Source organism: Streptomyces sp. NBC_00091, from assembly GCF_026343185.1.
GTDB lineage: Bacteria > Actinomycetota > Actinomycetes > Streptomycetales > Streptomycetaceae > Streptomyces.
Genome location: NZ_JAPEMA010000001.1, coordinates 3,290,520 through 3,316,803 on the forward strand (window position 1 = coordinate 3,290,520; position 26,284 = coordinate 3,316,803).

The window sequence follows — 26,284 nt, forward strand, 5'->3', positions numbered from 1 at the left end:
GTGCGGGAATGACTGAGAACCCCGCTTCGTTCAAATTTGAACGAAGCGGGGTTAGTCTTTTCGTGGGACCCCGCACCGACGACCGAGGAGCGCCCCGTGACCCCCGACACCCCCCGCATGCCGGCGCTCTACCTCAGTCACGGGGCTCCGCCGCTCGCCGACGACCCGCTCTGGCCGTCCGAGCTCGCCGCCTGGTCCGCGGGGCTGCCCCGGCCGCGCGCGATCCTGATGGTCTCCGCCCACTGGGAGGAGGCCCCGCTGGCCCTGGGGGCCACCGAGCCCGTCCCGCTCGTCCACGACTTCTGGGGCTTCCCGGAGCACTACTACCGGGTCCGCTACGGGGCCCCGGGCGCGCCGGAGCTCGCCGCCTCGGTCCGCGCCCTGCTCAAGGCGCCCGGCACCCCGGTCCAGGACATCCCGGACCGCGGCCTGGACCACGGGGCGTACGTGCCCCTCGTGGAGATGTACCCGGAGGCCGACATACCGGTGCTCCAGATCTCCATGCCCACGCTGGACCCGGCCCGGCTGATGGACATCGGCCGCAAGCTCGCCCCCCTGCGCGACGAGGGCGTCCTGATCGTCGGCAGCGGGTTCTTCACCCACAACCTGGCCGCGCTGCGGCACCCGGGACCCGGGGTGCCCGGCTGGTCGGCCGAGTTCGACCACTGGGGCCGCGAGGCGCTGGCCGCCTGCGACATCGACGCCCTGGTCGACTTCGAGGCCAAGTCCCCGGCGGGCCGCCTGGCCCACCCGCGCACGGAGCACTTCGCCCCGCTCTTCGTCACCCTCGGCGCCGCCGGATCCGACCTCACCGCGCAGCACACCCCGGTGGACGGCTTCTGGATGGGCCTCTCGAAGCGCTCCCTCCAGTTCGGCGGCCAAGCGGTCAAGGGGTCCGCGGCGGCCCGGTGATCTCCTCGCCGATCACGAAGCCCCGCGCGGGCCCCTCGGGGACGGCCACCCCGGTCCCGTAGGGCGCGCGCACCTCCGACGCGTACCGCGCCTCGTCGGGGACGGGGCCGGTCAGCACGCTGACCGTGCCGTGGCCGTCGTAGTCGTCGACGATCACGTACACCGGGATCCCGGCCCGGGCGTACGCGCGGCGTTTGCGGACGCGGTCCCGCGCGATGTCCTGCGGGCCGGGCGCCACGACCTCGGCGACCAGGGGCACGCTCGAGGCCTTGATCCCGAGCTCGCCCCGGGCGGCGTGCCCGGTGAGGTCCTCCGGCGCGAGGAGCACGTCGGGGGCCCAGGCCTGGTAGCCGCCGACCACGTACATCGCCATGTAGGGGGCGTACGGACCGCCGGCCAGGTGGGAGGCCAGCCGGGCCCGCATCCGGTTCGCGGTGAGGGCGTGCGTGAACGGCCGCCCCACGCGCCACATCTCGATCAGCCCCTCCACGATCTCCACGCGGAAGGTCTCGGGAGGGTCGATGGCCTGCCAGGCGCGCCACAGGGCCTGGTCCAGATCGGGGTCGGGTTCGGGACTGGCGCTCATCGGCGCGCTGCGGGACGGCCGCGGGATGTGTGCGATCACTCCCGGCACGCTACGGCCGGGCCGTGGCATGCCGACGGAATATGCCCCCGCTTCACCCGGACGGGGGCGGAATCACCCGGACGGCCGCCCCGCCGAAGAGGTGTGCGCCGGTTTGATGGCCAAATGGCCTGCTTGTCGCGTATCCAGCGATTCGATCGCCAGTCCAGGCAACCAGAAGCCGGTGGGGCCCGTCTTCAGGGTGGGAGTGCGGCCACGGGCGGCGCCGTTCCGGGGTGAACGGCACCGTGCCGAGTGTGACGGCGGTCTCACCGGCCTGGCGGTCGTGCGGGTCGGCGAGCGCCTCCGGAGCGGCCTTCATTCCGGGCCTGACCTGCACCTCTTCGGGTTCTCGCAGTGCGCCTGATCCTCCGCCTCCGCGGTGGGCGGGGCAGGATACTGCAAGATCTCGAAAAAGGGAGAGCGGCGTGGGAATTCTGTCCCGATTCCAGTCGTTGTTCCCTTTCGGAAGCGGGCACTCGGAAGAGTGTCCGAGGACGCACCGCGACCGATTCATCGCATCGCAAGGGAGCACGCATGGCAACCCGCGCCGTCGCCCGTCGTCAGTCCACGAGCAGCGCCCGAGCCATGGGCGGGGAGATCGTCGACCGCGATCTGGTCGGGATGTACCTCGACGAGATCGCGCGCACCCCGCTGCTCGACGCCGCCAGGGAAGTGGAGCTCTCGCAGATCATCGAGGCGGGCGTGTACGCCCAGCAGATCCTCGACGGTGCGATAGAGCGCGAGGGGAACACCCTCGACCGCGAGGAGCTGGAAGCCCTGGCCGCCGAAGGCGAGCGCGCCAAGGAAGTCTTCATCCGTTCCAACCTCCGCCTGGTCGTGGCCGTCGCCCGCCGCTATCCGCGCAGCGGCCTGCCCCTCCTCGACCTCATCCAGGAGGGCAACGCCGGCCTGGTCCGCGCCGTCGAGAAGTTCGACTACGCCAAGGGCTTCAAGTTCTCCACGTACGCCACGTGGTGGATCCGCCAGGCCATCACCCGCTCCATCGCCGACCAGTCCCGCACCATCCGCCTCCCCGTCCACCTGGTCGAGGAACTGGGCCGGATCCGCCGGATCCAGCGCGAGTTCAACCGGGAGCACGGCCGGGACCCGGAGCACGCCGAGATCGCCGCCGAGCTCGACTCGACGGAGAAGCGCGTCGGTGACGTACTGGACTGGGCGCGCGACCCGGTCAGCCTCAACATGGGGGTCGACGACGAAGGCGACACGCAGTTCGGCGACCTGCTGGAGGACACCTCCGCGATCTCGCCCGAGCAGTCCGTGCTCTCGCTGCTGCGCAGCGAGGAGCTGGAGGACCTCCTCGGCAAGCTGGACCAGCGCACGGCGTCCATCATCAAGATGCGCTACGGCATCGAGGACGGCCGCGAGCGGACCCTGACCGAGGTCGGCAAGCAGCACGGCCTCACCCGCGAGCGGATCCGCCAGATCGAGAAGCACGCGCTGCTCGAACTCAAGCGCATGGCCCGCGACACCGGCTTCGACGCCGTGGCCTGACCGGCCCGCGTCCCGCCCCCCGAACGAGCCCCGGTACCTATCCCCCCCAGGTGCCGGGGCTCTCTCCTGTCCGGGCCCCCGCCTCCCGGTTCCCCGCCTCCCGGTTCCCCGCCGGCGCGTCACGCCGGGCCGGACGGCTCCCCGCCGGCCCCCGCCAGCCGTGCGCCCAGCTCCCGCGCGGCGGCCGCCAGGAACTCCGGCCCGCGCACGGTGAAGGGCACCCCCGTCAGGGCCATCCGGCCCGCCAGCCACTCCGGCGCGTCCCCGCTCTCGAAGCGGACCCGGGCGCCCCCCGCCTCCGCGACGGCCGCCTCGCCCAGCCACGCCGGCAGCTCCTGCGGCGGCGCGGCGAAGAAGGCGTCGACCGGGTACGTCTGCGCGCCCCGCAGCCCGCGCCGGACGAACTCGGCCGCCTCCATCGGCAGCTGCCGCGGGGCGAACCGGGCCCCCGTCGCGAAGGGCTCGCTCACCCGGTCCACCCGGAAGGTGCGCCAGTCCTCCCGCTCCAGGTCGTAGGCGACGAGGTACCAGCGGCTGCCCGTGCTCACGAGCCGGTACGGCTCCACCAGCCGCCGCGAGTCCACCCCGTCCCGCGACCGGTACGCGAACCGCAGCCGCTCCGGCCCCGCCACCGCCCCCGCCATCGTCGTCAGCGTCCGCGGGTCCACGCTCGGCCCGTCCCCCCGGGTCACCGCCACCGTGGCCGACTGCAGGGCGCCCACCCGGTGGCGCAGCCGGGCCGGCAGGACCTGCTCCAGCTTCGCGAGGGCGCGTACGGAGGCCTCCTCCACCCCCTCGATGGCATGGCCGGCCCCGGCCCGCAGCCCCACCGCGATCGCCACGGCCTCCTCGTCGTCGAGCAGCAGCGGCGGCATCGCCGCCCCCGCCACCAGCCGGTACCCGCCCTCCGCGCCCAGCGTGGCCTCCACCGGGTACCCCAGTTCCCGCAGCCGCTCGATGTCGCGCCGGATGGTCCGTGAGCTCACCCGCAGCCGCTCCGCCAGCTCGCTGCCCGGCCATTCGCGCGGGGTCTGGAGCAGGGACAGCAGGGTGAGCAGCCGCGCCGGGGTGTCGTTCATGGGATCCACATTGCCAGGGAAGTAGGACACCGATTGACCTAGATCCCGTCTAGGTTTCTCTCCATGAGCACCGAGACGTCCAAGACATCGCCCGAAAGAGAAACCGGGCCCGTACGAGAAGAGCGGAACGCACCCGCGCCCCAAGCAGCCGCAGCAGCCGCGCCCCAGGCCGCGGACCCGGACCGCCGCCGCTGGCTGGCGCTCGCCATCGTGATGACCGCGTCCTTCATGGACCTGGTCGACGTCACGATCGTCAACATCGCGATACCCAGCATGCGCCAGGACTTCGGCGCCTCGACCAGCGCGATCCAGTGGATCACCGCCGGCTATGCCCTCGCCTTCGCCGCCGGCCTGATCACCGGTGGCCGTCTCGGTGACATCTACGGCCGCAAGCGCCTCTTCCTCATCGGCGTCGCCGGCTTCACCGCGGCCTCGCTGCTCTGCGGAATCGCGGCCGACCCCTCCATGCTCGTCGCCTCCCGCCTCCTCCAGGGCGCCATGGCGGCCCTGATGGTCCCGCAGGTCCTGGCGATCATCCACGTCACCTTCCCGCAGCACGAGCGCGGCAAGGTCTTCGGCATGTTCGGCGCGATCGTCGGCCTCGGTGCCGTCTCGGGCCCGATGCTCGGCGCGCTGCTCACCGAGTGGAACCTCTTCGGTCTCGAATGGCGCACGATCTTCCTGATCAACCTGCCCGTCGGCATCGCGGGCGTGATCCTGGGCCGCAAGTTCATCTCCGAGTCCAAGGCCCCGCAGGCCCTGCGGCTCGACCTGGTCGGCGTCGTGCTCGCCACCCTCGCCCTGGTCATGCTGATCTTCCCGCTCACCCAGGGCCGGGAGAACGACTGGCCGCTGTGGGGCTTCGTCTGCATGATCGCGTCGCCCTTCGTCTTCGCCGCCTTCATCGCGTACGAGAAGTACAAGATCAAGAAGGACGGCTCCCCGCTCGTCGAGCTCTCCCTCTTCAAGGTCAAGAGCTTCGCCGGCGGCATCGCCGTCCAGCTGACCTTCGGCCTCGCGACCGGCATCTTCTTCCTGGTCTGGACGCTCTACATGCAGATGGGCCTCGGCTGGAGCGCCCTGCGAGCCGGCACCACCGGCATCCCCTTCTCCATCGCCGTCTCGGTCGCCGCCGGGCTCTCGGTCGAGAAGCTCACTCCGCGCTTCGGCCGCAAGGTGCTCCAGGCCGGTGCGCTGACCATGGCCGCCGGCCTGCTCCTCTACATCTGGGAGTCCGAGCACTACGGCATGGAGATCGCCTCCTGGCAGATGGCGGCCCCGCTGGTCGTCATGGGCATCGGCATGGGCCTGATCGTGGCCCCGCTCAACGACACCATCCTGTCCCAGGTGCCGCGCGAGCACGCCGGCTCGGCCTCCGGCCTGATCAACACCACCGGCCAGATGGGCAACGCGCTCGGTCTCGCCCTGACCTCCGTGGTCTTCTTCGGGTCGATCGAGGACGACATGGTCCTCGGCGCGCCGTACGTCGAGGCCTTCCGCGGGGCGCTGTGGTGGGTCGTGGCGGTGCTCGTCGTGATCTTCACCGTGATGTTCATGCTGCCGCGCAAGCAGATCCCGCTCGCGGAACGCGAGGGAGCCGTCGAGCCGGCCCCTGCGGTCTGAGCCCCGGCGGCCCGGTCTCCCGGGCCCCGATGTACGGACATACCCGCTCCCCGTGAGCGGGTATGTCCGTTTTCCTTTGTTTTCTCCCGCGCCCAGGCGTACGGTAGGGAAGAACCGCAGAACCCGGCATCGAACGGACACAAACCCACACGCGGCGTACGCGGCCGCCGGTACGGAAGTTGCGCTCGGATGATCCTCACCGTCACCCCCAACCCCTCCCTCGACCGGACCTACGAGGTCCCCTCGCTGGACCGCGGCGGGGTGCTCCGGGCCGCCGGGGAGCGGGTCGACCCCGGCGGGAAGGGGGTCAACGTCTCCCGGGCCGTCGCGGCGGCGGGCGTACCCACCACCGCGGTGCTCCCGCTCGGCGGCCCGGCCGGAGCGATGCTCGCCGAACTCCTGGGCGCGCAGGGCGTGGACGTCACCGCCGTCTCGATCGCCGGGCAGACCCGCTCGAACATCTCCGTCGTGGAACCGGACGGCACCCTGACGAAGATCAACGCGGCGGGCCCGGAACTCTCCGCGCAGGAGTCGGCCCTCCTCCTCGACACCGTCCGCGGCTCGGCCAGCGCCGCCTGGATCGCCTGCTGCGGCAGCCTGCCGCCCGGCCTGGAGCCCAGCTGGTACGCCGAACTCGTCGCCCGCGCCCACGAAGCGGGCGCCCGCGTCGCCCTGGACACCTCCGGCCCCGCCCTGGCGGCGGCCCTGCCCGCCCGCCCGGACGTCATCAAGCCGAACGCGGCGGAACTCGCCGAAGCGGTGGGCCGCCCGCTCGCCACCCTCGGGGACGCGGTCAAGGCCGCCGAGGAGCTGATCGGGCGCGGCGCGGGCGCGGTCCTGGCCTCCCTCGGCGCGACCGGACAGCTCCTGGTCGGCGCCGAGGGTGCCTACTACGGCACGGCGCCGGTCACGGCGGTCCGCAGCGACGTCGGGGCGGGCGACGCCGCCCTGGCCGGCTTCCTGATCGCCGGGGGCACCGGCCCCGCCGCCCTCGCCTCCGCCCTGGCCCACGCTGCGGCCGCCGTACAGCTGCCCGGCAGCGCCATGCCGGCCCCGGCGGACCTGCGCCCCGAGGCGGTCCACCTCACCCAGGACCTGCCCCTGGACCTCCCGCTGGCCCGGGCCTGAGGGTCACCGCCCCGCGGGCCTCACCGCACCCGGGCGCGCAGTTCCATCGCCCCGCGCGCGGCGGCCTCGCTCTCGTAGACCTCGCACATGTGCCGCCCGTCCGGCGTGGCGGTGTGCTCGACCTCCCACAGGCTGAACTCGCTCCCGTCCAGCAGGACGAAGGCGTGCTCGTACAGGCTGAATCCGGCATCCCGCCCGTCGGCCAGGCACTGCCGGCCGCCGAACGCCTGGGTGATGTGGTGCGCGTACGCCGAGCGCAGCAGCGTCGCCACCCCCTCACCGGGTCGGTCGGCGTTCTCCGCGCGGCGCAGCACCCGGCGGGCGTGGTCGGCGGACTGCTGGACCGTGTACTCGCGGCGGCGCTGCCGGGGCGCCGAGGCGGCGAACAGCGCGCTCAGCACCGCCAGATCGCCCTCCATCCCCTCCTCCCCCTCGCCCGGGTCGTGAGAGGGGTGCGGCACCGCCTCGGTCGGGGCCTCGCCGAACAGCCGGGCCACCGCCAGCCCGAGCTCGCTCTTGCTCGCGAAGACCTCGCAGCGGGTGCTCCGGTCGCCCTTCAGGCGGTAGGCCAGCTCCCACAGGGAGGCCGAACCGCCGTCGGACAGCAGGTAGGTGTGCCGGTGGGTCTCCCGCCACAGCCCCGCCGACGGGCTGTGGTGCGTGGTGTAGAGCGAAGAGCTGTGGGCGAGCGCCGTGCCGAGGCGCTCGACCAACCGGTCCGGCAGGTCGAAGGAGTTGAGGGCGCGGCCCAGGAGTCGCTCGAGGTGCGCCTCGGTTGTCTCGTACGGATCGCTCAAGGTGGGTCTCCAGGCCGTCGCAGCTTGTTACTTCGCGGAAGCTCAACGTAGCCCCTGGCTCTGACATCACGTCCGGGATTCGGTAAAACGTCCGGGAAGCATCAGGGGTTCCCGCCACACCTTCAGGTCAAGTTGCGTACGGATGGCCATGGTTCGCGGCGGTCTGTTGCGTTACGCGGGACCATGGGCGGTATGGCAACGAACACAGTGGGCGTCCCCCGCCAGCAGGGCCGCCCCCGCACCCGCCCCGAGGGCGAACAGGGCGCCTCCCGGGGGCTGGCCTGGCTGCTGGTGGTCACCGGCGCCGCCGGGCTGCTGGCCTCCTGGGTGATCACCCTCGACAAGTTCCTGCTGCTGGAGGACCCGGACTTCAAGCCCGCCTGCAGCCTCAACCCCGTGGTGTCCTGCGGCAGCGTCATGCAGAGCGAACAGGCCGCCGCCTTCGGCTTCCCCAACCCCATGCTCGGGCTGGCGACCTACGGGGTCGTGGTCTGCGTCGGCGCGGGCCTGCTGGCCGGCGCCCGCCACCGCGGCTGGTTCTGGCTGGGACTGAACGCCGGGACGCTCTTCGGCACCGGCTTCTGCGCCTGGCTGATGGTCCAGTCGCTGTACGAGATCAACGCCCTGTGCCTGTGGTGCTGCCTGGCCTGGGTGGCGACCCTGCTGATGTTCTGGGCGGTCACGGCCCACAACGTCGCCGTCGGCGTCCTGCCGGCGCCCGGCCCGCTGCGGGTCCTGTTCACCGAGTTCGGCTGGGCCCCGCCCGCCCTGCACCTCGGGGTGATCGGGATGCTGGTCCTGACCCGGTGGTGGGATTTCTGGACGAGTTGAGCGGCGGCGCCGTACCCGCACGTACGAGGGCCCCGGCGGCTGGATGCCAGCGGGGCCCTCGTCACTTCGCTCCACGGGCACCAGCGGCCCTGACCGGAAGGGGTCGAGCGGAAAAGATCAGCTGCCGATGGAGCCGTTGCCCGACAGGATCGGGATGTTGCTGAGGATGTGCGAGAGCGCCTCGTCACCCTTGGCCTGGGTGGAGTTCTCGGTGCACTGCTGGTTCTGCGGGCTCGACAGGACGTTGATGTCCTGGACGCCGATGTTGAGCGCGGAGAGGACCGACTGGACGTTGACCTTCGCGGGCAGGCCGACGCAGGGCTTGTTGAGGGTGCCCTGGACCAGGCTGAGCTGGGGGCTCAGGTCGCCGGTGGTCTTCTGGTTGCCGTAGATCTGCTGGGCACCGTTGCCGTTGACGGTGTTGATCCCGTTGTCGTTGCCGATGGCCATGGCCGGGGCAGCAGCGGCAGCGCCCGCGCCGAGCGCAACGGCGGAGACCGCGGCAGCGGTCATGATCTTCTTGAGCATCATTGATCCTTTTGTCGCACGAGTGCCCGCTAGTGGAGCGCCCTGATCAACCGGGCCACCGCGGGGTTGGTTCCGCTGCTTCACTCAAACGGCCCGCCGGGGGTGGACTTTTCCCCAGCGTGGGTGAGGCCGCTCCGGACGCCTGCGCGAAGCCCGTACGCAGCCCCCAGGGCCCGGCCTCCCCGTTCAAGATCCTGTTGCGCTCCGTAGAAGGTGTTCGCACGGTGGGTGAGGAAGCGGATTGTTCCCGTCCGTTTTTGTGCGACCACCGAAGGAAGCCCCTATGCACCGCACCAAGCCGTCCCGCCTCCGCGTCCTCGTCCCGTCGGCCCTCGCCGTCGTCATACTGTCCGGCGCGGCCGCTCCCGCGAGCGCCGTGGACGGTGGCAGTGCCGCAGCCCTCGAGAAGCGGGCGGCTGCCGTGCAGGAGCAGATCGAGCGGATCGAGGAGATCGCGGCGGCCCCCGAACGGGCCCCGGCCGGTCCGATCGACGACCTCATCAACGGCCTCACCAAGACGCTCACGGACCTGCTGAAGTCCCTCACGGGCCTGCTGCCCGCCGGGGTGACGCTGCCGCCGATCCAGCTGCCGAAGATCCCCGAGATCAAGCTGCCGGAGCTGCCCGGAGTGACCCTCCCGCCGATCAACCTCCCGGCGCTGCCGGGGCTGCCGGCCCCGGCCGTTCCGGCGGTCCCGCCGGCGAACGGGGTGGTCCCCGCCCTCCCGGCGATCCCCGAGATCCCCGACATCCCCGACATCCCCGAGATTCCCATCCACCGCTAGGCGGCGGCAGCGGAGTCCAACGGACGGCATGGTTACGACTATTGGGCCGAACGGGTCTGATTCGGCTCCGATTCGGCCCGTGGCCGTGTCGTCCGGGAAGCTGGACCGTTTCGCTTCGTGTGAGCCCCGGATCGGGGCAGGACATCGAAGAGAAGGTGCACTCCCCATGAACTCTGCTGCCAAGAAGGCCGCTGTGGCCCTGGCCTCCGCTGGTCTCGCTGTGGCCGGTGCCGCGGGCGCCGCCTCCGCCGACTCCTCGGCCGAGGGTGCGGCCGTGGGTTCCCCCGGTGTTCTCTCGGGCAACCTGGTCCAGGTCCCGGTGCACATCCCGATCAACGTTTGCGGCAACTCCGTGAACCTCGTCGGCGCGCTGAACCCCGCGTTCGGCAACGTCTGCATCAACGACTGACGTACGTCGCAGTCGGCACACACGACTGTGGGCGCCCCCGGCATCGCCGGGGGCGCCCACAGTCGTTCCGGGGCTTTTCAGTTGGCGCCGCCGTTGAGCTGCACTCCGCCGAGCATCGGGGAGAGCTTCGTCGCCCCGTTGGCCAGGCCCAGCACCTCGCCGGGGGCGTTGTTGCGGATCTTGTTGACCCCCTGGGCGGTGCCGACGACCTTGTTGAGGGTTTCGCCCTGCTCGGCGAGGGCACTGCCCAGGGTCTCGGGGGCCGAGGCGATGACGGGTTCGACGGCGCTCAGCACCGTGTTCCATCCGGCCGACACGCTCATGGGGGGTCCTGCGGGAGCCTCGGCCGCGAAGGCGGGTGCCGTCGCACCAAGGGCGGCGACGGAGCCGGCGACGACAGCGGCGGCCTGGGAGAGCTTCATTATCGAAAATCCTCTTCTTTTCGTGGACAGAGGCGTCAGCGGCGACCGTCGCGCCGCTTTCGACCTGGCTAACGATTCCCGGCCGATACGGAAACGCGTGTGCCGGGGCGCACGGCAGCGGCCGGAGAATCCGACAAGGGATTCTCCGGCCGATATTTCTTCTGATTACCGGTATTCCCGGTCAGGCGATCCGGGACCGCCGGTACAGAATCGCTCCGCCGAGGATCAGGGCCGAGGCGAGCGCCGCCGCGGCCGAGGTCTGGCCCGCTCCGGTCGCCGCCAGCTGCGGCGCCGTGGCGAGGGCGGGCGCGGGCGCGGGCGGCGCGGCTTCGGGAGCCGGGGCCGGGGCGGGCGCGGGAGCCGCGGGCAGGTGCACCGGGAGGTCACCGGCCGGGGCCGCCGGGGGCTGGTCGGCCGGGCGGACGACCTCCGGTACGGGGGCGGGCGCCGGAGCGGGCTGCTGCGGCTGGCTGCCGTGCGGCGGCCGGGGTGCCGGAGCCTCCGCGGCGGGCGGCAGGGCCTCGGGAGCCGGGGCCGGGGCGGGCTGCACCTCGGGCTGCGGGGCCGGGGCCGGGAGCGGGACGGGCGCCGGGAGCGTGTGCGGCTGCTCCTCGGGCTGCGGGGCCGGCTGCGGCGCGGGGGCCTCGGCCTCCGGCGTCTGCGGCGGGGGAGCGGGCGCCGGTGCCGGTACGGGAACGGGCGCGGGGGCCGGGGCGGGGAGCGGCGCCGGGTGCTCCGCGACGGGCTCCGGCTTCGGCCTGGGCTCCGGCTTCGGGTGCGGCCTGGGGGCGGGCGGTGCCGGGTGGGGCGCCGGGCGCTCGGCGTGGGGCGCGGGCTGCGGGGGGTGGTCGTCGCACTCCTCCTCGCCCTCGCCGGAGCCGCCGTAGCCGCCCTCGTCGCGGCCGTCCTCGTGCCGGGGCGCCGGTGCCGCGTGGCGCGGCGTCTCCTGGCGGGGCGCCGCGTGCCGGGGGGTGTGGGCGCGGGGCTCCTCGTAGCCCCGTTCCTCCTCCTGGCGCTGGCGGGGCAGTGCGTGCCGGCCGCCCTGCTGCTCGTCGAGGTAGCGCTCGAAGGCCTCGGCGTGCTCGGGGCTCAGGTAGCGGTGGTAGTCGTGGCCGGCGTCGGACGATCCGGTGGAGTTGACGCAGGTGTTCCCCATCGTGGGGTTGAGCGCCGCGCCCCCGTCCACGCTGTTGCCGCACAGGTTCGGTGCGAAGGTGATCGGTACCGAGACGCTGTTGCCGGACACCACGCCCGGCGAATGCGAGGCCTCTGCCATCGCTCCGGGATGCGCGCAGGCCGCGCCGGTCGCGATCGACAGCAGGCTCGAGGCGGCCGCGGCCGTGAGCACTCCCTTGCCCAGTACCTGTCGGCTCAGTACCTGTCGCATGGGTCCTTCCCTGTCTACCGGCGCGGGGGCCGGTGCTGAATCGAAGGTGGCCCCGGAGTGCACCGCCGTGCACTCCGAGGCCACCTCGAGGAGGTCTGCCCTTGCGGGCGCAGCGCTTCGTCAGGCGTTGACGCAGGTGTTGCCGAAGGCCGGGTTCAGCAGCGCGATGATGTCGACGGTGTTGCCGCAGACGTTGACCGGGACGTGCACGGGAACCTGGACGAGGTTGCCGGACAGGACGCCGGGGGAGTCCTTGGCGACACCGCCGGCCGTCGCGTCGGCCATGGCGGGGGAGGCGACACCGGCGGCCATCAGCGCGCCGGCGGCCAGCACCACTGCCTTCTTGTACTTCATTTGTTTTCGATCCTTCCCGCAGAGGCGTATCCGCTGCACAAATAACAACGAGTGGGTCCGGGAAAAGCAACCGCGAATTTCCGGGGGGTTCCGGTCAATTCACTCCGATGCTCCAGACGCAACCGACCGGGAATTCGGGCCCGGATTTAAAGGGCGCCCGGAATTTTCCGGGCGCCCGGCATGCGGCGAGGCCGCCGCGACCCGTGGGTGCGACGGCCTCGCTCGGCGCGGTGCGCGATCAGCTGCCGGCGGAGACGTTGCCGGAGAGGATCGGGATGTTGTCCAGGATGTGCGAGAGGGCTTCGTCGCCCTTGGCCTGGGTGGAGTTCTCGGTGCACTGCTGGTTCTGCGGGCTCGACAGCACCGGGATGTCCTGGACGCCGATGTTGACGGCGGACAGGAGCGACTGGGCGTTGACCTTGGCCGGCAGGGCGATGCAGGGCTTGTTGAAGGAGCCCTGGATCAGCGCCATCTGCGGGCTCATGTTGCCGTAGGTGGCCTGGTTGCCGTAGATCTGCGCGGAGTTGTTGCCGTTGACGGTGTTGATGCCGTTGTCGTTCCCGATGGCCATCGCCTGCGGGGCCATGGCGGCACCGAGGCCCACGGTGGAGGCGGCAACCGCTGCGCCGGCCACGAACTTCTTGATCATTGCTGTCCCTTTTTTGCAGGATTGCCCGGTACTGGAGCACCAGGATCAACGGCCCGGCCCTCGCTCGGGTTGCGTGACTTCACCCGGATGCCGCCGTTTCGGACGCCACGGTTGACGCTCAGGCGTTCACGCGGGCGCTGACCGCGTTGCCGCCCGGCGCTGTCGGGGGAGCCGACGGCGCTTTTCCATATCGGTTCGAACAATGGTGCAACCACATAACGACCCGCCCACGGAGAGGGTGCGTGCCTTCGCCCAAAAGGCCGTACGAGCGAGTCCGACGTGATTTCCAGCCCGATTTCTGACAAAGTTCACTCCTGTTTTGTCCCCTTGATCGAAAATGGAGACAGGCTCATGGGTTCCTCCCGCAGAATCCTCGGCACACTCGGCCTGCTGTCCTGCCTCACGCTTTCCGCACACGTCCCCGAGGCGGGCGCCGCGGCGCCCGCCGGAGTGCGTGAATTGCCCAGGGTGCCCTTCACCCAGCGCTACCAGGCCGTCCAGCACGGCGGGCTGGTCCGGGCCTCCAACTCCGCCATCAGCTGCCGCCGGGAGGAGTCCGACCAGGCCGAGCCGTGCGCCGAGGTCAAGAAGGGCGCCGCGGGGGTCAACGGCGACTTCGAGATGTTCTACGACGAGGTCGACAAGGATCCGGACACCTACAACTCCACCCGGGCCGAGCTGAAGGTCCCGCAGGGCGCGAAGGTCTCGTACGCCCGTCTCTACTGGGGCGGGAACCTGCGGGTGGGGGAGCAGAAGCCGCCGCAGGACAACGGCCGGGTGCTGGTCTCCGAGCCCGGGGGCGCGTACAAGGCGGTGCTGGCCGACACCGTGATCGGGCACCACACCGACGACGGCAGCGACGCCTACCAGGCCTCGGCCGATGTCACCCCGCTGGTGCGCAAGGGCGGCGCGGGGATGTGGACCGTGGCTCAGCTCAACGTCGCCATGGGGCATTCGGAGGTGGGCGCCTGGGGCGGGTGGACGCTGGTGGTCGCCTACGAGCACCCGCAGGAGCCGCTGCGCCGGATCTCGCTGTGGGACGGCTTCGAGTCGCTGGCCGCCGGCGCCGGCGAGGCCGCCGGGGAGACGGTCGAGGTCACCGGCCTGGACGTGGCGCCCGGCGCCACGGGGCGGGCCGGAGTGGTCGCGTACGACGGGGACCGGGGGACCCTCGGTGACTCACTCACCGTGACCGCCGACAGTGGCCGCCGGGTCAACGTCAGCGATGCAGAAAATCCTTTTAATGATGTTATGAATTCCACGATCACGGAATTCGGACGTCCCTCGTTCGTGCGACAGCCCGAACATATGAATAATCTCGGATATGACGCGGACGTGTTCGACCTGAGTCCCGCCCTGTCCGGTGGCGCCCGCAGCCTGAGCTTCAGGTTCGCGGGTGAAAGTCAGGGTCAATTCCTCGGTGTGCTCTTCGTTCAGACAGACGCGCGCCGCTGAACGCAGGAGACCACTCCCCGTGCCGAAACACCCCTCGCCGGATCCGTCCCCGGCCGGCTACCCCTTCACCGTCCTCCACCTCGTCCAGCCCGTTGACGGGGGTGTCGCCCGCGTCGTCACCGACCTCGTACGGGCGCAGGCCGCCGCCGGGCTGCGGGTCATCGTCGGCTGCCCGCGCGGCGGCGCCCTCTCCGACGCCGCCCGGGCCGCCGGGGCCGAGGTGCGCACCTGGCGCGCCGGGCGGTCCCCCGGTCCCGGGCTGCCCGCCGAAGTCCTCGGCGCCGCCCGGCTGATCCGCCGCGCCCGCCCCGACCTGCTGCACGCCCACAGCGCCAAGGCGGGACTGGCCGGCCGGCTCGCCGTACGGGGCTCCGTGCCGACGGTGTTCCAGCCCCACGCCTGGTCCTTCGACGCCGTCGGCGGGGCCACCGCCGCGCTCGCGCTGCGCTGGGAGCGGGCCGGCGCCCGCTGGGCCGACCGGGTGCTCTGCGTCAGCGAGGCCGAACGCCGGGCCGGCGAATCCGAAGGGATCACCGCCCGCTGGTCGGTGATCCGCAACGGGGTCGACCTCGAACACTTCCGCCCCGCCCGGGGCGGCGGCGACCAGGGCCGCGCCGAGGCCCGGGCCGCACTCCCGCTGCCCGCCGCCCTGCGGGACGGGGGGCCGCTCGCCGTCTGCGTCGGCCGGCTCTGCCCGCAGAAGGGCCAGGACATCCTGCTGCGCGCCTGGCCCGAGGTGCTGGGCACCCTCCCCGACGCCCGCCTCGCCCTGGTCGGCGACGGCCCCGACGCCGAGCGGCTGCGTCGCACCGCACCGCCCGGGGTGCACTTCGCGGGCGCCGCCACCGACATCCGACCGTGGCTTCGGGCCGCCGATCTCGTTGTACTGCCGTCGCGGTGGGAAGGCATGGCGCTCGCCCCGCTCGAAGCCATGGCCTGTGGCCGCCCGGTCCTGGTCTCCGACGTCAGCGGTGCCCGGGAGAGCCTGCCGTCCGGCCAGGGACGGCTCTGCCTGGTGCCACCGGAGGACCCGACGGCGCTGGCCAAGGCCCTGGGACGGCTGCTCGCCGAACCGCGGCTGCTCACCGAACTCGGGGAGCAGGCCCAGCAGCACGCCCGGACGGAGTTCGACGTGCGGCGGACCACGGACGCGGTCACCGGCCTGTACCACGAACTGCTGGGCAGGCCCCGGCCCTTGAACCAGGAGCGCATCAGCCGATGACGATGGACAGCGCACCCGCCCGGCACACCGGGCAGGGCGGCACGGGGCACGCCGGCGGCAGCGCCTTCGCCCCGGCGGCTCCCGCCGAAGCCCGCCGTGCCGTGACCGCCATCCACCCCCCGCGCGGCCCCCGCGCCGACCAGGCCCGCGCCGCCGTCCGGCCGCGGCGGGTCCGCCGCCGCGAAGGCCTCGCCGCGCTGCTGACCGCCGACGCGCTGGCCGCCGTCGCCACCGCGACCGCCCTGCCCGGCGAGGCCCTGCCGCCCCAGGCGGCGCTGCCCGCCGCCGTCCTGCTCACCGCCCTGCACGCGCAGGCCGGGCTCTACCGGCCCCGCCTCGCGCCCTCCGCCCTGCTCGAACTGCCCGCGCTGGCCGGGCGGGCCGCCGTGCTGTGGTGCGGGGCCGCCGCCGTGCTCGCCGCCGCCGCACCCGAGCGCGCCCTCGGCTGGAGCGTCCTGCTCGGCGCCGTCTGCCTCCAGGTCGTACTGGCGTGCGCGGGACGCGGGTTCGTGAACCGGCTCCGCCGCCGCTCCGCCGTGCGCCGGCCCGTCTCGGCGCTCGTGGTCGGCCTAGGCGAGGGCACCGGCGCCGTCGCCGCCGCCCTGCACGGACGCCCCGAGTACGGGCTGCGGCCGGTCGGGATCGCCGACACCGCGACCCCCGCCGACGGGGACGGCGGCCCGCTCCCGGTGCTCGCCACCCACGAGGACATCCGGCGCGCCGTCATCCAGAACTCCGTCCGGCACGCGGTGTTCACCTGTCCGCCCGAGGCCGACGAGCGCACCGCCTCCCTGGTGCGGCTCTTCCACGACCACGGCTGCCGGCTCTGGCTCGCCGACCCCGCCGGGACCGCCAAGGTCACCGGCATGCGCGTCGCGCAGCCCGCCGACCAGCTGTGGGGGTACGCCGTACAGCCGCTGCTGCCGCGCCCCGCCCGGCCCCTGGAGCGGTACGCGAAGCGGGCCATCGACTCCCTGCTCGCCGCGCTCGCGCTGCTCGCCGCGGCCCCCGTGATGGGCGCCTGCGCCCTGGCCGTCCGGCTCTCCGACGGCCCCGGGGTGATCTTCCGGCAGGAGCGGGTCGGCCTGTACGGGAGGCCCTTCACCCTGCTGAAGTTCCGCACCCTGCGCGCCGACGAGCACGAGTCCGCCACCCGCTGGACGGTGGCCGGCGACCGCCGGATGAGCCCCGTCGGCTCCTTCCTGCGCAAGTCCTCGCTGGACGAGCTGCCGCAGCTGTGGAACGTCGTACGGGGTGACATGAGCCTGGTCGGCCCCCGCCCCGAACGCCCCTTCTTCGTCGCCAAGTTCAGCAGCGTCCACCCCGGCTACGAGGCCCGCCACCGGATGCCCGTCGGCATCACCGGACTCGCCCAGATCAACGGACTGCGCGGGGACACCTCCATCGAGGACCGGGCCCGCTTCGACAACCACTACATCGACACCTGGTCGCTGTGGCAGGACCTGTGGATCCTGGCCCGGACCGCGGCCTCCTTCTTCCGCTTCCGGCTGGGGGGCAGCTGAGCATGAGCCTCGCCGCAACCGGATCCCCGCGTCCGGTCGACCTCGGCCCGCTGCGCCGGCACTGGCCGCTGCTGCCGCTCGCCGCGACCGTCCTGTTCCTCCTCGCCCCGCTCCCGGCGGGCGACGCGACCGCCTCCGGCAAGGTCGGCCCCGCCGACGCCGCCTCCCTGCTGCTCGCCCTCGTCTGCGGGGTCCAGGCCCTGCGCGGCCGGGTGCGGACGCTGACCCCGCTGGGCGTCCTCGTCCTCGGAGCCCCCGGCGTCGGGCTCGCGGTGGCCACGATGACCGCCGGGGACCCGTACGCCGCCCTGCCCGGCTTCGTCCGCTACCTCCAGGTCTTCGTACTGGTCCCGGCGGCCGTGGTGCTGCTGGTGCGCGACGCCCGCGAGTTCCGGCTGGCCGCCGGGTGCTTCGTGGTGCTCGCGCTGGTGCAGGGAGCGGTGGGGGTCGTGCAGTACGCGACCCACACCGGGGCCTCGTACCAGGGCGAGAACGTCCGGGCCGTGGGCACCTTCGGCCCCGGCGACGTGATGGGCATGGCCACCGTCGTCGCGTACGGGCTGGTCGTCGCCACCGCCGCCGCGCTCGCGCCCGCGCTCCCGAAGCGGGTCCGGCGGATCGCCGGGGGCTGCGCCCTGGCGCTGGTGCTGCCGCTGGTGCTGTCCTTCAGCCGCGGCGCCTGGATCGCCACCTTCGGGGCGGCGGTGCTGGTGATGGCCATGGCCGGGATCCGGCGGGCCCTGCGGGTGCTGGTCGCGCTGGCCGCCGTGGGCGTGGTGCTGGTCGGCGGGCTCGGGGTGGGCTCCGAGATGGTCGCGGAGCGGCTGACCTCGATCACCCAGGTCTCCAGCGCCCCCGACCAGTCGGTGACCGACCGCTACACGATGTGGGCCGCCGCCGAGTCGATGTGGCGGGAGCGGCCGGCGGTGGGGGTGGGCCTCAAGGGCTTCCCCGCCCACCGGGACGGGCACTCCTCGCTGGGGCTGTCCTCCGGCAGCGACACCGCCGGCGCAGGCCAGGCCTTCATCAAGCAGCCGCTGCTGTCCCCGCACAACATGTACCTGCTCATCCTCAGCGAGCAGGGCCTGACCGGCCTGCTCGCGCTGGCGGGCGGCTGGGCCGCGCTGCTGGTCGCCGGCCTGCGGCGGTGCGCCGTCGGGACCGACCCGGGGATCCGGGACTGCGGGCTGATCGCCACCGGGCTGTTCGTGTGGCAGCTGACCGATTTCCTGTACGCGGACATCGGCGGGCCCTCCACCGTGCTCACCGGGGTGATCATCGGACTCGCGGCGTGGTGGGCCCTGCCCTCCGGGGGCTTCGCGGCCCGGGCGGACTCCTCCCCTTCCTCCTTCGGCGGCCCGGCCGCTGAGGGGCCGGCCCCCCGGTGACCGATACGACTCCCTGGCGGCGGCCCGCGGCCGCGGCGACCGAAGTCGCCGCGGCCGCGGGCTCCGCCGGTTCGCCCGTGGACCGTACGGGCCCGGGCGCCGGCGCCGCAGGGGGCTCCGCCGGTCCCGCGGGTTCCGCCGCGGCCGGACCCGGCCCGGCCGCACCGGGGACCGCCCGGGGCCGGTGCGAACCCGGCGCGAAGAACGAGGGCGGCGCGCCCGGCCCTGCGGGCCGGGGGCCGGTGCTGGCCAGGACAGGCGGGGCCGCCCGGGCCGTGCCGGCCGGGCGCGGCCGTGCCGCGCGGGCGGCCGGCGGGCCGGGCGGGAGTACGGGGACGGGCGGATCCGGGCCCGGCCCGGGGAACCCCGGCGGCAGCGGGGCGGCTCCGCTCGGCCGGTTCCTCGCCAAGGCCGCCGCCATCACCGCCGGACTGACCGCGGCCGGGGCCGTGTTCGGGCTCGTACGGGACCAGACCATTGCGCACCTCTTCGGCGCCGGGCACGACAGCGACGCCTTCCTGATCGCCTGGACCGTGCCCGAGATGGCCTCGACCCTGCTGATCGAGGACGCCATGGCCCTGCTGATGGTGCCCGCCTTCAGCCACGCCCTCGCCCGGCGGGCCGCCAGCCGGGCCGGGCTCACCCGCCAGGAAGCCCGCGCGGCCGATCCCGTACGCCTGCTCGTCGGGGCGACCCTGCCCCGGCTCGCCGTGCTCCTCGCCGCCGTGGCCTCCGTGCTCATCGTGGCCGCGCCGCTCGTCGTCGCCCTGCTCGCACCCGGCCTGCCCGACCCCGCACTGGCCGTCCAGTGCACCCGGCTGACCGCGCTCACCGTGATCACCTTCGGCATCGCCGGATACTTCAGCGCCGCCCTGCGCGCGCACCGCTCCTTCCTGCCGCCCGCCGCGATCTACGTCTCCTACAACGTCGGCATCATCGGCACCATGGTCGCCCTCCACACCCTGTGGGGGGTACGGGCCGCCGCCGCCGGGGTCGCCGTCGGCGGGCTGCTGATGGTCCTCGTCCAACTGCCCGCCTTCATCCGCAACGTGGGCTTCGGGCGGACCCGCGCCAAGGGCGCCCCGCGCAGCCAGCGCGACCGCGACCGGCCCACCCTCATCGCCTTCGGGGTCATCGCCCCCGTGATCTTCTTCGCCGTCTTCCGGCAGTCCCAGGTACTCGTCGAACGCTTCCTCGCCGCCTCCCTGCCGCCCGGCGCCATCTCGCACCTGAACTACGCGCAGAAGGTCGCGCAGATGCCGATGGTGCTCTCCCTGATGATCTGCACCGTCACCTTCCCGGTGGTGGCCAAGGCCATGGCCGACGGGGAACGCGAGAAGGCCCGCCGCCGGGTCGAGCAGGACCTCGCCCTGGCCTCCCTCGCCGTCCTGATGGGCAGCGCACTCGTCATCGGCTACGCCCCGCAGATCATCCAGGTCCTCTTCGAACGCGGGGCCTTCACCCACCAGGACACCCTCGCCACCGCGTCCGTGATGCGGGTCTACGGCCTCGGACTCCTCGGCCACTGCCTCGTCGGGGCGCTGTCCCGGCCCTTCTTCTCGACCGCCCGGCCCACCTGGTTCCCGGCGCTCGCGATGGGCGCCGGACTGCTCGTCAACATCGTGGCCGGAGCCCTCGCCGTCGGCTGGTGGGGCACCTACGGCATCGCCGCCGCCAACGCCGCCGGCATCACCACCACCGCGGCCCTGCTCCTCACCGGCCTCGGCTCCCGCATCATCGCCATCCAGGTCCGCCGGGTCGCCCTCAGCATGGGCCGCCTCGCCGTCGCGGCCGCCGCCGCCTGCGCCACCGGCTGGCTCGCCGGCCCGATGGTCCCCGACCCCCTGGTCAGCGCCGCGCTCGGCTGCCTGCTGGTCCCCGCCATGTTCGGGGCCACCGGCATGGCCATACGGGCGCTGGAGATCACCGCCCTGCCCGGCCAGATCTCCCAGCTCGGCTCCCACACCGCCACCCGGATCACCCAGCACACCCAGAGGTTCCGCAATGTCCGCTGACACCGACACGGCGCCCGCCGCCGTGACGGGCCCCGCCCGCCGGACCGCATCCCCGTGGGTCCTGATGTACCACTCGGTCGCCGAGTTCACCGACCCCGCCGAGGACCCGTACGGGATCACCGTCACCCCGGGCGCCCTGGAAGCCCAGCTGCTGTGGCTGCGCGCCCGGAAACTGCGCGGGGTCGGGGTCGGCGAACTGCTGCGGGCCCGCGCGGCCGGAAAGGGCCGCGGGCTCGTCGGACTCACCTTCGACGACGGCTACACCGACTTCCTGACCCGCGCCCTGCCCCTGCTGCGCCGCCACGACTGCACGGCCACCCTCTTCGTACTGCCGGGGCGGCTCGGCGTGGACAACGTGTGGGACCCGCTGGGCCCGCGCAAATCCCTGCTCACCGCCGAGCAGATCCGCGAAGTCGCCGCCGCCGGACAGGAGATCGGCTCGCACGGGCTGCTCCACCAGGACCTCACCGCCGCACCCGACGACGTACTCCAACAGGAGCTGCGCGGCAGCCGCGACCTGCTGCGCGAACTCACCGGCACCCTGCCCGAGGGGTTCTGCTACCCGTACGGGCACCTCGACGCCCGGGTCGTCGAAGCCACCCGCGCCGCCGGCTACGACTACGCCTGCGCGATCTCCCCCGGGCGGCTCGCGGGCCGCCACGCCCTGCCCCGCACCCACGTCAGCCAGGCCGACGGCCCCGCACGGCTGCGCGTCAAGCAGCTGCGCCACCAGGTGCGCGAGCTGCGCAGGAAGGTACTGCGGTGAAGGACGTCAAGGCCCTGCACATCATCACCGGGCTCGGCGTCGGCGGCGCCGAACAGCAACTGCGGCTGCTGCTGCGGCACATGCCGATGCGCTGCGACGTGCTGACGCTCACCAACCCCGGGCCGGTGGCCGAGGGGCTGCGGGCCGACGGGGTCCGCGTCGTGCACCTGGGCATGCGGGGCAACCGCGACCTGGGCGCGCTGCCGAGGCTGGTGCGGTTCGTCCGGCGCGGCCGCTACGACCTGGTCCACACGCACCTGTACCGGGCCTGCGTCTACGGGCGCCTCGCGGCCCGGCTCGCCGGGGTGGGGGCCACGGTGGCCACCGAACACTCCCTGGGCGAGGGCGAGATCGAGGGCCGGCCGCTGACCCGCGGGGTACGGGCCCTGTACCTGGCGAGCGAGCGGCTCGGCGCGGCCACGGTCGCGGTGTCCGACACCGTCGCCGCCCGGCTGGAGGCGTGGGGGGTGCCCGCCGCCCGGGTGCACGTGGTCCCGAACGGGATCGAGGCCGTCCGCTTCCGCTTCGACGAGGGCGTGCGCCGCGCCACCCGGGCCCGGACCGGGCTGCCGGAACGGGCCTTCGTGGTGGGCGGGGTCGGGCGCCTGGTGCCGGGCAAGCGGTTCGACGTACTCGTCAGGGCGGTCGCGGCACTGCCGGGCGCACACCTGCTGCTGGCCGGGGACGGCCCCGAACGGGCCGCGCTGCGGCTGCTCGCCGCCGAACTGGGCGCGCAGAGCCGGATCCACCTGCTGGGCGAGCGGGACCCGCTGGGCGACAGCGCCGACGGGCGCACCCCCGGGATCCCCGCCCTGCTGGCCGCCATGGACGTCTTCGTGTCCCCATCGCGGGAGGAGGCCTTCGGGCTCGCCGTCGTCGAGGCGCTGGCCGCCGGGCTGCCGGTGCTGCACGTCACCTGCCCCGCCATCGACGACCTCCCCGCCACGCAGGCGCCGGGGGCGCGGAGGATCGGCACGGGCACGGAGGAACTGGTCGCCGCGCTGCGCGGGCACATGGAGGCGGGCGCGCGCCGGCTGCCGCCACCGCCGGTGGTGCGGCGGTACGACATCGCGCGCAGCGCGCGGCAGCTGCTCGACGTCTACGCCCTTGCGCTGGCCGCGCCGGTACCGGGGCCGCCCGTGGGCCCCGGGCCCGAGGCGGCTCCGGCTCCTGCGGGGTCGGCGCCTGCGGCGGGGCCGCGGGGCTCCGCCCCGGACCCCGCGCCTCAAACGCCGGCGGGGCTGGATTCGGCTGGGCCCGGCTGCGCCGGCGCCGGCCGGGAGTCCGCGCCCCCAAATCCGGCGGGGCTGGATGTGGCTGAGCCCGGCTCCGTTGGCGCCGGGGGCAGCGGCTGATCACGATCCACACCCCCGGCCAGGGGAACGGCCGGGTCGTACGAACTCCCCTCCACCCAGGAAGGCACCGCACATGGCCGACACCGCCGACCAGAAGAAGTCCGACCACCGCTCGGAGAAGAAGCGCCGGCTCCCGCGGCCGCCCGCGTGGTGGCCGTTGCCCGCCTGCGCCCTGCTCGGGCTGGCCGCGGGCGGGGCGTACGGGGTGCTCAAGGCCCCCGAGTACGCCGCCACCAGCTACGTCGTCGCCGTACCGAACGAGACCACCGAACCGGCGACCGCCCTCGGCTTCGCCCAGGCCTACGGCCGGATCGCGACCAGCAGCTCCACCCTCGCCTACGCCCAGCCGCGCGCGGGCATCGACGCCCGGCAGCTGCGCACCCAGGTCCGCGCCGAGACCTCCCCCGACTCCCCGATGATCGCCATCACCGGGACCTCCACGAGTGCCTCCGAGGCCGCCGACATCGCCAACGCCGTCGCCGACGCCCTCTCGCTGAGCAGCAACCAGGCCGCGAAGAACACCGGTGTGCAGCTGCTGCTGTTCAACCAGGCCGTCGCGCCGAGCGACCCCGCCTCCCCGTCCGCCCCCGTCAGCGGCGCCGTCGGGCTGTGCGCGGGCGGGCTCCTCGGCGGGCTGTGGATGCTCGCCCGGCCCGCCCGCCGCAAGGAGGAGAAGGAGGAGGAGTCCCACCCGGCGGTGGAGGAGTACCCCTCGCTGCCCGCCCAGGGTGAGCACTCCGAGACCAAGGAGAAGGAGTCGGTGCGATGACGCATGGCTCCACCGGGGCCCTGTCGGTGACGCTGTGCCGAGACCCCCGGCAGTTCGCCGCGCTGGAGGAGTCCTGGAACCGGCTGCTCCGGAGCTGTCCCACCGCCACCCCCTTCCAGAGCCACGCCTGGCTGCACTCCTGGTGGCTGTCGTACGGGAAGGACGGCCGGCTCCGGGTCCTGCTCGTGCGGCGCGGCGAGGAGCTGGTCGGCGCGGCCGCGCTGATGCTCGTACACCGGCCGCTGCCGCGGCTGGTGCCGCTCGGCGGCGGGATCACCGACTACTTCGACGTGCTCGTCGCCTCCGAGCACGCCGCCCAGGTCGTGCCCGCCCTGGCCAACGGGCTGCACCGGGCCGCCCGCAGCGCCGTCGTCGACCTGCGCGAGGTCCGGCCGGGGGCCGTCGCCGAGGAGGTGTACGCGGCGTGGCCCGGGGTGAGCAGCAGGCTCACCGACTCCACCTGCATGGAGCTGCCCGCGCTGCCGTTCGACGAGCTCGTCAAGCGGATGCCGGCCTCGGGCGCCCAGCGGGTGCGGGCCAAGCTGCGCAAGACCGACGCCGCCGGGATCGAGGAGCGCGAGGTCACCGAGCGGGAGGTGCCGCAGGCCGTACGGACCCTGCTGCGGCTCCACGAGAAGCAGTGGCGCGGTCGCGGGGTGACCCCCGAACACCTCAAGCCGCGCTTCGCCGAGCACCTGACCCGGGCCACCCGGCGGATGGTGCGGGCCGGGGAGGGCCGGCTGACGGAGTTCCGGCTGGACGGGAAGGTGGTGGCGGCCAACGTCACCCTGCTGTCCGCCGCGCTGAGCGGCGGCTACCTGTACGGCGCCGATCCGGACCTGCGGGAGCGGAAGGTGGACGTGGCGACGCTGCTGCTGCGCTACGAGGCGGGCCGGGCCCTCGCGGAGGGCCGGCCGGTGGTGAGCTTCCTGCGCGGCAACGAGCCGTACAAGAACCACTGGCGGCCCGAGACGGTGGTCAACCAGCGGCTGCTGCTGGCCACGCACGCGCTCGCGCCCCTGCTGCGGCTGCACGAGTCGCAGGTCACGGGGCGCGAGCGGGCGGTGGACGCGCTGCGCGAGGCGCTGCCGGCCGCCCGGGACTGGCGGGCGCGGCTGAACGAACTGCGGGTGCGATGACCCGACTAGAAGGGCCAGAAGCCGGAGTCCTCGCCCCAGTCGAAGCGGACGCAGACCGTCTGGTTGCCGACGAGTGCGTTCAGCCACTCGCCGAAGTTGAGCGGGACGCACCACTGCCTGCTGTTGTTGGGCTGGGGCTTCGGTTCGGGCTTCGGCTGGGGCTGGGGCTGGGGCTTGGGCGCCAGCGGGCTCGGGGACGGGGACGCGGGTGCGGGGACCGAGACCTCCGGGGAGGGCGCCGGCGGGAGCACGGGCGGCACCGAGACCTCGGGGGAGGGGACGACGGGCGAGGGCGCGACGGGCGACGGGCTGACGGGCTCGGGGACGACCGGGGTGGGCTCGACGGGCGTGGGGTCGACCGGGGTGGGTTCCACCGGGGTCGGTTCGACCGGCGGGACCGAGACCTCGGGGCTCGGGGTCGGGGTGGGCGTCGGCACCTGCGGCGCCGGTGCGACCGGCGGGACGGAGGCCTCGGGCGTCGGGAACTTCGGCGTCGGCACGACCGGCGCGGGCCCGACCGGCGACGGGATGACGGGCGTGGGGGTCACGGGCACGGGGGTCACGGGCGCGGGGGTCACCGGGGTCGGGGCCACCGGCGTCGGTTCGACCGGTTCCTGCCCGGCCAGCGCCTCGCGGAAGACCTTCGCCGACTGCGGGTTCTGCTTGCACCGCCAGACGCCGTGCGGGCAGTAGTCGGTGATGGTGTGGTAGAGCGGCTTGTGCTGCTCGATCCACTTCAGCATGCGTCGTACGTACTCCGGGTTGTCCCCGTTGCGGAACAGCCCCCACTCCGGGTACGAGATCTCCTTGCCGTGTGCTTTCGCGAAGTCGACTTGCTGCTGGAGCCCGTACGGCTGGCTGACGTGGTCCTCGAAGGTCCGGCCGGGCCCCTGGTCGTACGAATCCATGCCGATGACGTCGACCACGTCGTCGCCCGGGTAGCACTTGGTCCAGGCGATCGCGTCCGTCCCCCGGTTGGGGGCGAAGTCGAACTTGAACTCCTGCCCGGACACGGAGCGCATCGTGTTGACGACACGCCTCCAGTACGCCTTCCAGTGCTCCGGGTCGGGCCCGCACCGGTGGGTGTACGTGGTGCCGTTCATCTCCCAGCCGAGCACGATCACCGTGTCCGGCACGCCCAGGGCCACCAGCCGCTCGGCGAGCTTGCGGAAGTGCCGGTCGTACTGGCCCTCCGCGCCGGCCCGGATCAGCTGGGCCACCTGCCAGTCGGGCACCCGGTCCTCGTTGCGGGCCTGCATGGGCACGTTGAGCACGAACATCCGGTCGTCCTCGGCCCGGCGCCACTCGGCCCAGTCCGCGAGGAAGTTCACGTCGCCCTCGACGCCCGCCCACTGGTCGCCGGGCAGGTAGGTGTGCCCGACCCGGATCTCCCTGCCGCCCAGCCAGTGCGACAGGTACGGGATCCGGGCGACCCCGGGCGGCCCGTAGCCGAGGTAGGCGCCCATGGCGATGTCGGAGCCCCGCGGCGCCTCGTCGTCCGGGGCGGCGAGCGCGGCGCCCGTGGCGAGCAGCCCGGCCGTGACCGTACCGACGCAGGTGCTCACCAGTCGGTGGCGGGGTCTGGGCATGGCGTCTCCCGAGCTGCTTTGAA

At 73.5% G+C, this 26,284-nt stretch carries 25 protein-coding genes; 16 read left to right on the top strand and 9 right to left on the bottom strand.

All coding sequences use genetic code 11. The features are described 5' to 3' along the window. The first annotated feature begins 117 nt into the window (after nucleotides 1-117). Nucleotides 118-912 (top strand): dioxygenase, encoded by a 795-nt coding sequence (locus OOK34_RS15330; protein ID WP_267036752.1) that lies wholly within the window; start codon nucleotides 118-120, stop codon nucleotides 910-912. Here OOK34_RS15330 and OOK34_RS15335 read toward each other — a convergent pair. Further along, complete coding sequence (locus OOK34_RS15335; RefSeq protein ID WP_267034428.1) at nucleotides 887-1,537, bottom strand: Uma2 family endonuclease; 651 nt, start codon at nucleotides 1,535-1,537, stop codon at nucleotides 887-889. The two genes, OOK34_RS15330 and OOK34_RS15335, sit on opposite strands and share 26 nt — an antisense overlap. A 534-nt stretch (nucleotides 1,538-2,071) precedes the next feature. On the opposite strand from OOK34_RS15335, the gene OOK34_RS15340 reads away from it, so the two are divergent. After that, nucleotides 2,072-3,049 carry an RNA polymerase sigma factor RpoD/SigA gene (locus OOK34_RS15340; protein ID WP_267034429.1) on the top strand — a complete coding sequence of 326 codons (978 nt, stop codon included), beginning with the start codon at nucleotides 2,072-2,074 and terminating at the stop codon, nucleotides 3,047-3,049. 119 nt (nucleotides 3,050-3,168) lie between these two features. Here the strand turns inward: OOK34_RS15340 and OOK34_RS15345 are convergent, their stop codons facing one another. Then, entirely contained in the window at nucleotides 3,169-4,128 is a 960-nt protein-coding gene (locus OOK34_RS15345) for a YafY family protein (protein ID WP_267034430.1), read from the bottom strand. Nucleotides 4,129-4,191: 63 nt separating this feature from the next. Here OOK34_RS15345 and OOK34_RS15350 point away from each other — a divergent pair, with 63 nt between their 5' ends. Together OOK34_RS15350 and pfkB are read left to right on the top strand one after the other, a co-directional pair. Beyond that, on the top strand, nucleotides 4,192-5,751 hold the full coding sequence (locus OOK34_RS15350; RefSeq protein WP_267034431.1) for an MFS transporter: 1,560 nt from the start codon (nucleotides 4,192-4,194) through the stop codon (nucleotides 5,749-5,751). A gap of 189 nt (nucleotides 5,752-5,940) precedes the next feature. Beyond that, nucleotides 5,941-6,879: a 1-phosphofructokinase gene (pfkB, locus tag OOK34_RS15355; RefSeq protein ID WP_267034432.1), complete on the top strand. Its 939-nt coding sequence runs from the start codon at nucleotides 5,941-5,943 to the stop codon at nucleotides 6,877-6,879. Between the two features lie 20 nt (nucleotides 6,880-6,899). On the opposite strand, the gene OOK34_RS15360 is transcribed toward pfkB, so the two are convergent. After that, nucleotides 6,900-7,676 (bottom strand): DUF6227 family protein, encoded by a 777-nt coding sequence (locus OOK34_RS15360; protein ID WP_267034433.1) that lies wholly within the window; start codon nucleotides 7,674-7,676, stop codon nucleotides 6,900-6,902. Between the two features lie 192 nt (nucleotides 7,677-7,868). On the opposite strand from OOK34_RS15360, the gene OOK34_RS15365 reads away from it, so the two are divergent. Further along, a complete protein-coding gene (locus OOK34_RS15365) occupies nucleotides 7,869-8,507 on the top strand; it encodes a vitamin K epoxide reductase family protein (protein WP_267034434.1) in 639 nt (212 codons plus the stop codon). Nucleotides 8,508-8,624: 117 nt separating this feature from the next. On the opposite strand, the gene OOK34_RS15370 is transcribed toward OOK34_RS15365, so the two are convergent. Beyond that, on the bottom strand, nucleotides 8,625-9,035 hold the full coding sequence (locus OOK34_RS15370) for a rodlin (protein WP_267034435.1): 411 nt from the start codon (nucleotides 9,033-9,035) through the stop codon (nucleotides 8,625-8,627). A 283-nt stretch (nucleotides 9,036-9,318) separates the two neighbouring features. Between OOK34_RS15370 and OOK34_RS15375 the strand changes: the two genes are divergently transcribed. Further along, nucleotides 9,319-9,819, top strand: a complete 501-nt coding sequence (locus OOK34_RS15375) for a hypothetical protein (protein ID WP_267034436.1) — start codon at nucleotides 9,319-9,321, stop codon at nucleotides 9,817-9,819. A gap of 166 nt (nucleotides 9,820-9,985) precedes the next feature. Further along, nucleotides 9,986-10,228: a chaplin gene (locus OOK34_RS15380; RefSeq protein WP_267034437.1), complete on the top strand. Its 243-nt coding sequence runs from the start codon at nucleotides 9,986-9,988 to the stop codon at nucleotides 10,226-10,228. A 77-nt stretch (nucleotides 10,229-10,305) separates the two neighbouring features. Here the strand turns inward: OOK34_RS15380 and OOK34_RS15385 are convergent, their stop codons facing one another. The 4 genes from OOK34_RS15385 to OOK34_RS15400 form a co-directional block, all read right to left on the bottom strand. Next, a complete protein-coding gene (locus OOK34_RS15385; RefSeq protein ID WP_267034438.1) occupies nucleotides 10,306-10,650 on the bottom strand; it encodes a hypothetical protein in 345 nt (114 codons plus the stop codon). Between the two features lie 181 nt (nucleotides 10,651-10,831). Next, entirely contained in the window at nucleotides 10,832-12,037 is a 1,206-nt protein-coding gene (locus OOK34_RS15390; RefSeq protein WP_267034439.1) for a chaplin, read from the bottom strand. Between the two features lie 120 nt (nucleotides 12,038-12,157). Further along, nucleotides 12,158-12,391 carry a chaplin gene (locus OOK34_RS15395; RefSeq protein WP_267034440.1) on the bottom strand — a complete coding sequence of 78 codons (234 nt, stop codon included), beginning with the start codon at nucleotides 12,389-12,391 and terminating at the stop codon, nucleotides 12,158-12,160. Nucleotides 12,392-12,629: 238 nt separating this feature from the next. Beyond that, nucleotides 12,630-13,040, bottom strand: coding sequence for a rodlin (locus tag OOK34_RS15400; RefSeq protein WP_267034441.1), 411 nt, complete (start codon nucleotides 13,038-13,040; stop codon nucleotides 12,630-12,632). A gap of 279 nt (nucleotides 13,041-13,319) precedes the next feature. Here OOK34_RS15400 and OOK34_RS15405 point away from each other — a divergent pair, with 279 nt between their 5' ends. The 9 genes from OOK34_RS15405 (at nucleotide 13,320) to OOK34_RS15445 (ending at nucleotide 24,672) form a co-directional block, all read left to right on the top strand. Then, nucleotides 13,320-14,495 (top strand): DUF3344 domain-containing protein, encoded by a 1,176-nt coding sequence (locus OOK34_RS15405; RefSeq protein WP_267034442.1) that lies wholly within the window; start codon nucleotides 13,320-13,322, stop codon nucleotides 14,493-14,495. 19 nt (nucleotides 14,496-14,514) lie between these two features. Beyond that, entirely contained in the window at nucleotides 14,515-15,717 is a 1,203-nt protein-coding gene (locus OOK34_RS15410; RefSeq protein ID WP_267034443.1) for a glycosyltransferase, read from the top strand. Nucleotides 15,718-15,719: 2 nt separating this feature from the next. Then, nucleotides 15,720-17,240 carry a sugar transferase gene (locus tag OOK34_RS15415; RefSeq protein WP_267036753.1) on the top strand — a complete coding sequence of 507 codons (1,521 nt, stop codon included), beginning with the start codon at nucleotides 15,720-15,722 and terminating at the stop codon, nucleotides 17,238-17,240. Between the two features lie 2 nt (nucleotides 17,241-17,242). Next, complete coding sequence (locus OOK34_RS15420) at nucleotides 17,243-18,628, top strand: O-antigen ligase (RefSeq protein WP_267034444.1); 1,386 nt, start codon at nucleotides 17,243-17,245, stop codon at nucleotides 18,626-18,628. Further along, nucleotides 18,625-20,643, top strand: a complete 2,019-nt coding sequence (gene murJ / locus OOK34_RS15425; protein ID WP_267034445.1) for a murein biosynthesis integral membrane protein MurJ — start codon at nucleotides 18,625-18,627, stop codon at nucleotides 20,641-20,643. The genes OOK34_RS15420 and murJ overlap by 4 nt, the downstream gene beginning before the upstream one ends. After that, nucleotides 20,633-21,409: a polysaccharide deacetylase family protein gene (locus OOK34_RS15430; RefSeq protein WP_267034446.1), complete on the top strand. Its 777-nt coding sequence runs from the start codon at nucleotides 20,633-20,635 to the stop codon at nucleotides 21,407-21,409. The genes murJ and OOK34_RS15430 overlap by 11 nt, the downstream gene beginning before the upstream one ends. Continuing rightward, entirely contained in the window at nucleotides 21,406-22,764 is a 1,359-nt protein-coding gene (locus OOK34_RS15435; protein ID WP_267034447.1) for a glycosyltransferase, read from the top strand. Before OOK34_RS15430 ends, OOK34_RS15435 begins: the two co-directional genes overlap by 4 nt. A gap of 73 nt (nucleotides 22,765-22,837) precedes the next feature. Continuing rightward, on the top strand, nucleotides 22,838-23,533 hold the full coding sequence (locus OOK34_RS15440; RefSeq protein WP_267034448.1) for a lipopolysaccharide biosynthesis protein: 696 nt from the start codon (nucleotides 22,838-22,840) through the stop codon (nucleotides 23,531-23,533). Further along, a complete protein-coding gene (locus tag OOK34_RS15445; RefSeq protein ID WP_267034449.1) occupies nucleotides 23,530-24,672 on the top strand; it encodes a GNAT family N-acetyltransferase in 1,143 nt (380 codons plus the stop codon). Before OOK34_RS15440 ends, OOK34_RS15445 begins: the two co-directional genes overlap by 4 nt. Before the next feature lie 5 nt (nucleotides 24,673-24,677). Here OOK34_RS15445 and OOK34_RS15450 read toward each other — a convergent pair whose 3' ends face one another. Then, complete coding sequence (locus OOK34_RS15450; RefSeq protein WP_323183423.1) at nucleotides 24,678-26,261, bottom strand: glycosyl hydrolase; 1,584 nt, start codon at nucleotides 26,259-26,261, stop codon at nucleotides 24,678-24,680. Nucleotides 26,262-26,284: the final 23 nt, after the last annotated feature.

Excerpts from the sequence above, each read along its gene's own strand:
- OOK34_RS15345 (WP_267034430.1), bottom strand. The coding sequence starts at position 4,128 with ATGAACGACACCCCGGCGCGGCTGCTCACCCTGCTGTCCCTGCTCCAG.
- OOK34_RS15380 (WP_267034437.1), top strand. The coding sequence starts at position 9,986 with ATGAACTCTGCTGCCAAGAAGGCCGCTGTGGCCCTGGCCTCCGCTGGT.
- OOK34_RS15350 (WP_267034431.1), top strand. The coding sequence starts at position 4,192 with ATGAGCACCGAGACGTCCAAGACATCGCCCGAAAGAGAAACCGGGCCC.
- pfkB (WP_267034432.1), top strand. The coding sequence starts at position 5,941 with ATGATCCTCACCGTCACCCCCAACCCCTCCCTCGACCGGACCTACGAG.
- OOK34_RS15385 (WP_267034438.1), bottom strand. The coding sequence starts at position 10,650 with ATGAAGCTCTCCCAGGCCGCCGCTGTCGTCGCCGGCTCCGTCGCCGCC.
- OOK34_RS15415 (WP_267036753.1), top strand. The coding sequence starts at position 15,720 with ATGGACAGCGCACCCGCCCGGCACACCGGGCAGGGCGGCACGGGGCAC.
- OOK34_RS15445 (WP_267034449.1), top strand. The coding sequence starts at position 23,530 with ATGACGCATGGCTCCACCGGGGCCCTGTCGGTGACGCTGTGCCGAGAC.
- OOK34_RS15375 (WP_267034436.1), top strand. The coding sequence starts at position 9,319 with ATGCACCGCACCAAGCCGTCCCGCCTCCGCGTCCTCGTCCCGTCGGCC.
- OOK34_RS15440 (WP_267034448.1), top strand. The coding sequence starts at position 22,838 with ATGGCCGACACCGCCGACCAGAAGAAGTCCGACCACCGCTCGGAGAAG.
- OOK34_RS15365 (WP_267034434.1), top strand. The coding sequence starts at position 7,869 with ATGGCAACGAACACAGTGGGCGTCCCCCGCCAGCAGGGCCGCCCCCGC.
- OOK34_RS15390 (WP_267034439.1), bottom strand. The coding sequence starts at position 12,037 with ATGCGACAGGTACTGAGCCGACAGGTACTGGGCAAGGGAGTGCTCACG.
- OOK34_RS15400 (WP_267034441.1), bottom strand. The coding sequence starts at position 13,040 with ATGATCAAGAAGTTCGTGGCCGGCGCAGCGGTTGCCGCCTCCACCGTG.
- OOK34_RS15340 (WP_267034429.1), top strand. The coding sequence starts at position 2,072 with ATGGCAACCCGCGCCGTCGCCCGTCGTCAGTCCACGAGCAGCGCCCGA.
- OOK34_RS15395 (WP_267034440.1), bottom strand. The coding sequence starts at position 12,391 with ATGAAGTACAAGAAGGCAGTGGTGCTGGCCGCCGGCGCGCTGATGGCC.
- OOK34_RS15370 (WP_267034435.1), bottom strand. The coding sequence starts at position 9,035 with ATGCTCAAGAAGATCATGACCGCTGCCGCGGTCTCCGCCGTTGCGCTC.
- OOK34_RS15420 (WP_267034444.1), top strand. The coding sequence starts at position 17,243 with ATGAGCCTCGCCGCAACCGGATCCCCGCGTCCGGTCGACCTCGGCCCG.
- OOK34_RS15330 (WP_267036752.1), top strand. The coding sequence starts at position 118 with ATGCCGGCGCTCTACCTCAGTCACGGGGCTCCGCCGCTCGCCGACGAC.
- OOK34_RS15430 (WP_267034446.1), top strand. The coding sequence starts at position 20,633 with ATGTCCGCTGACACCGACACGGCGCCCGCCGCCGTGACGGGCCCCGCC.
- OOK34_RS15450 (WP_323183423.1), bottom strand. The coding sequence starts at position 26,261 with ATGCCCAGACCCCGCCACCGACTGGTGAGCACCTGCGTCGGTACGGTC.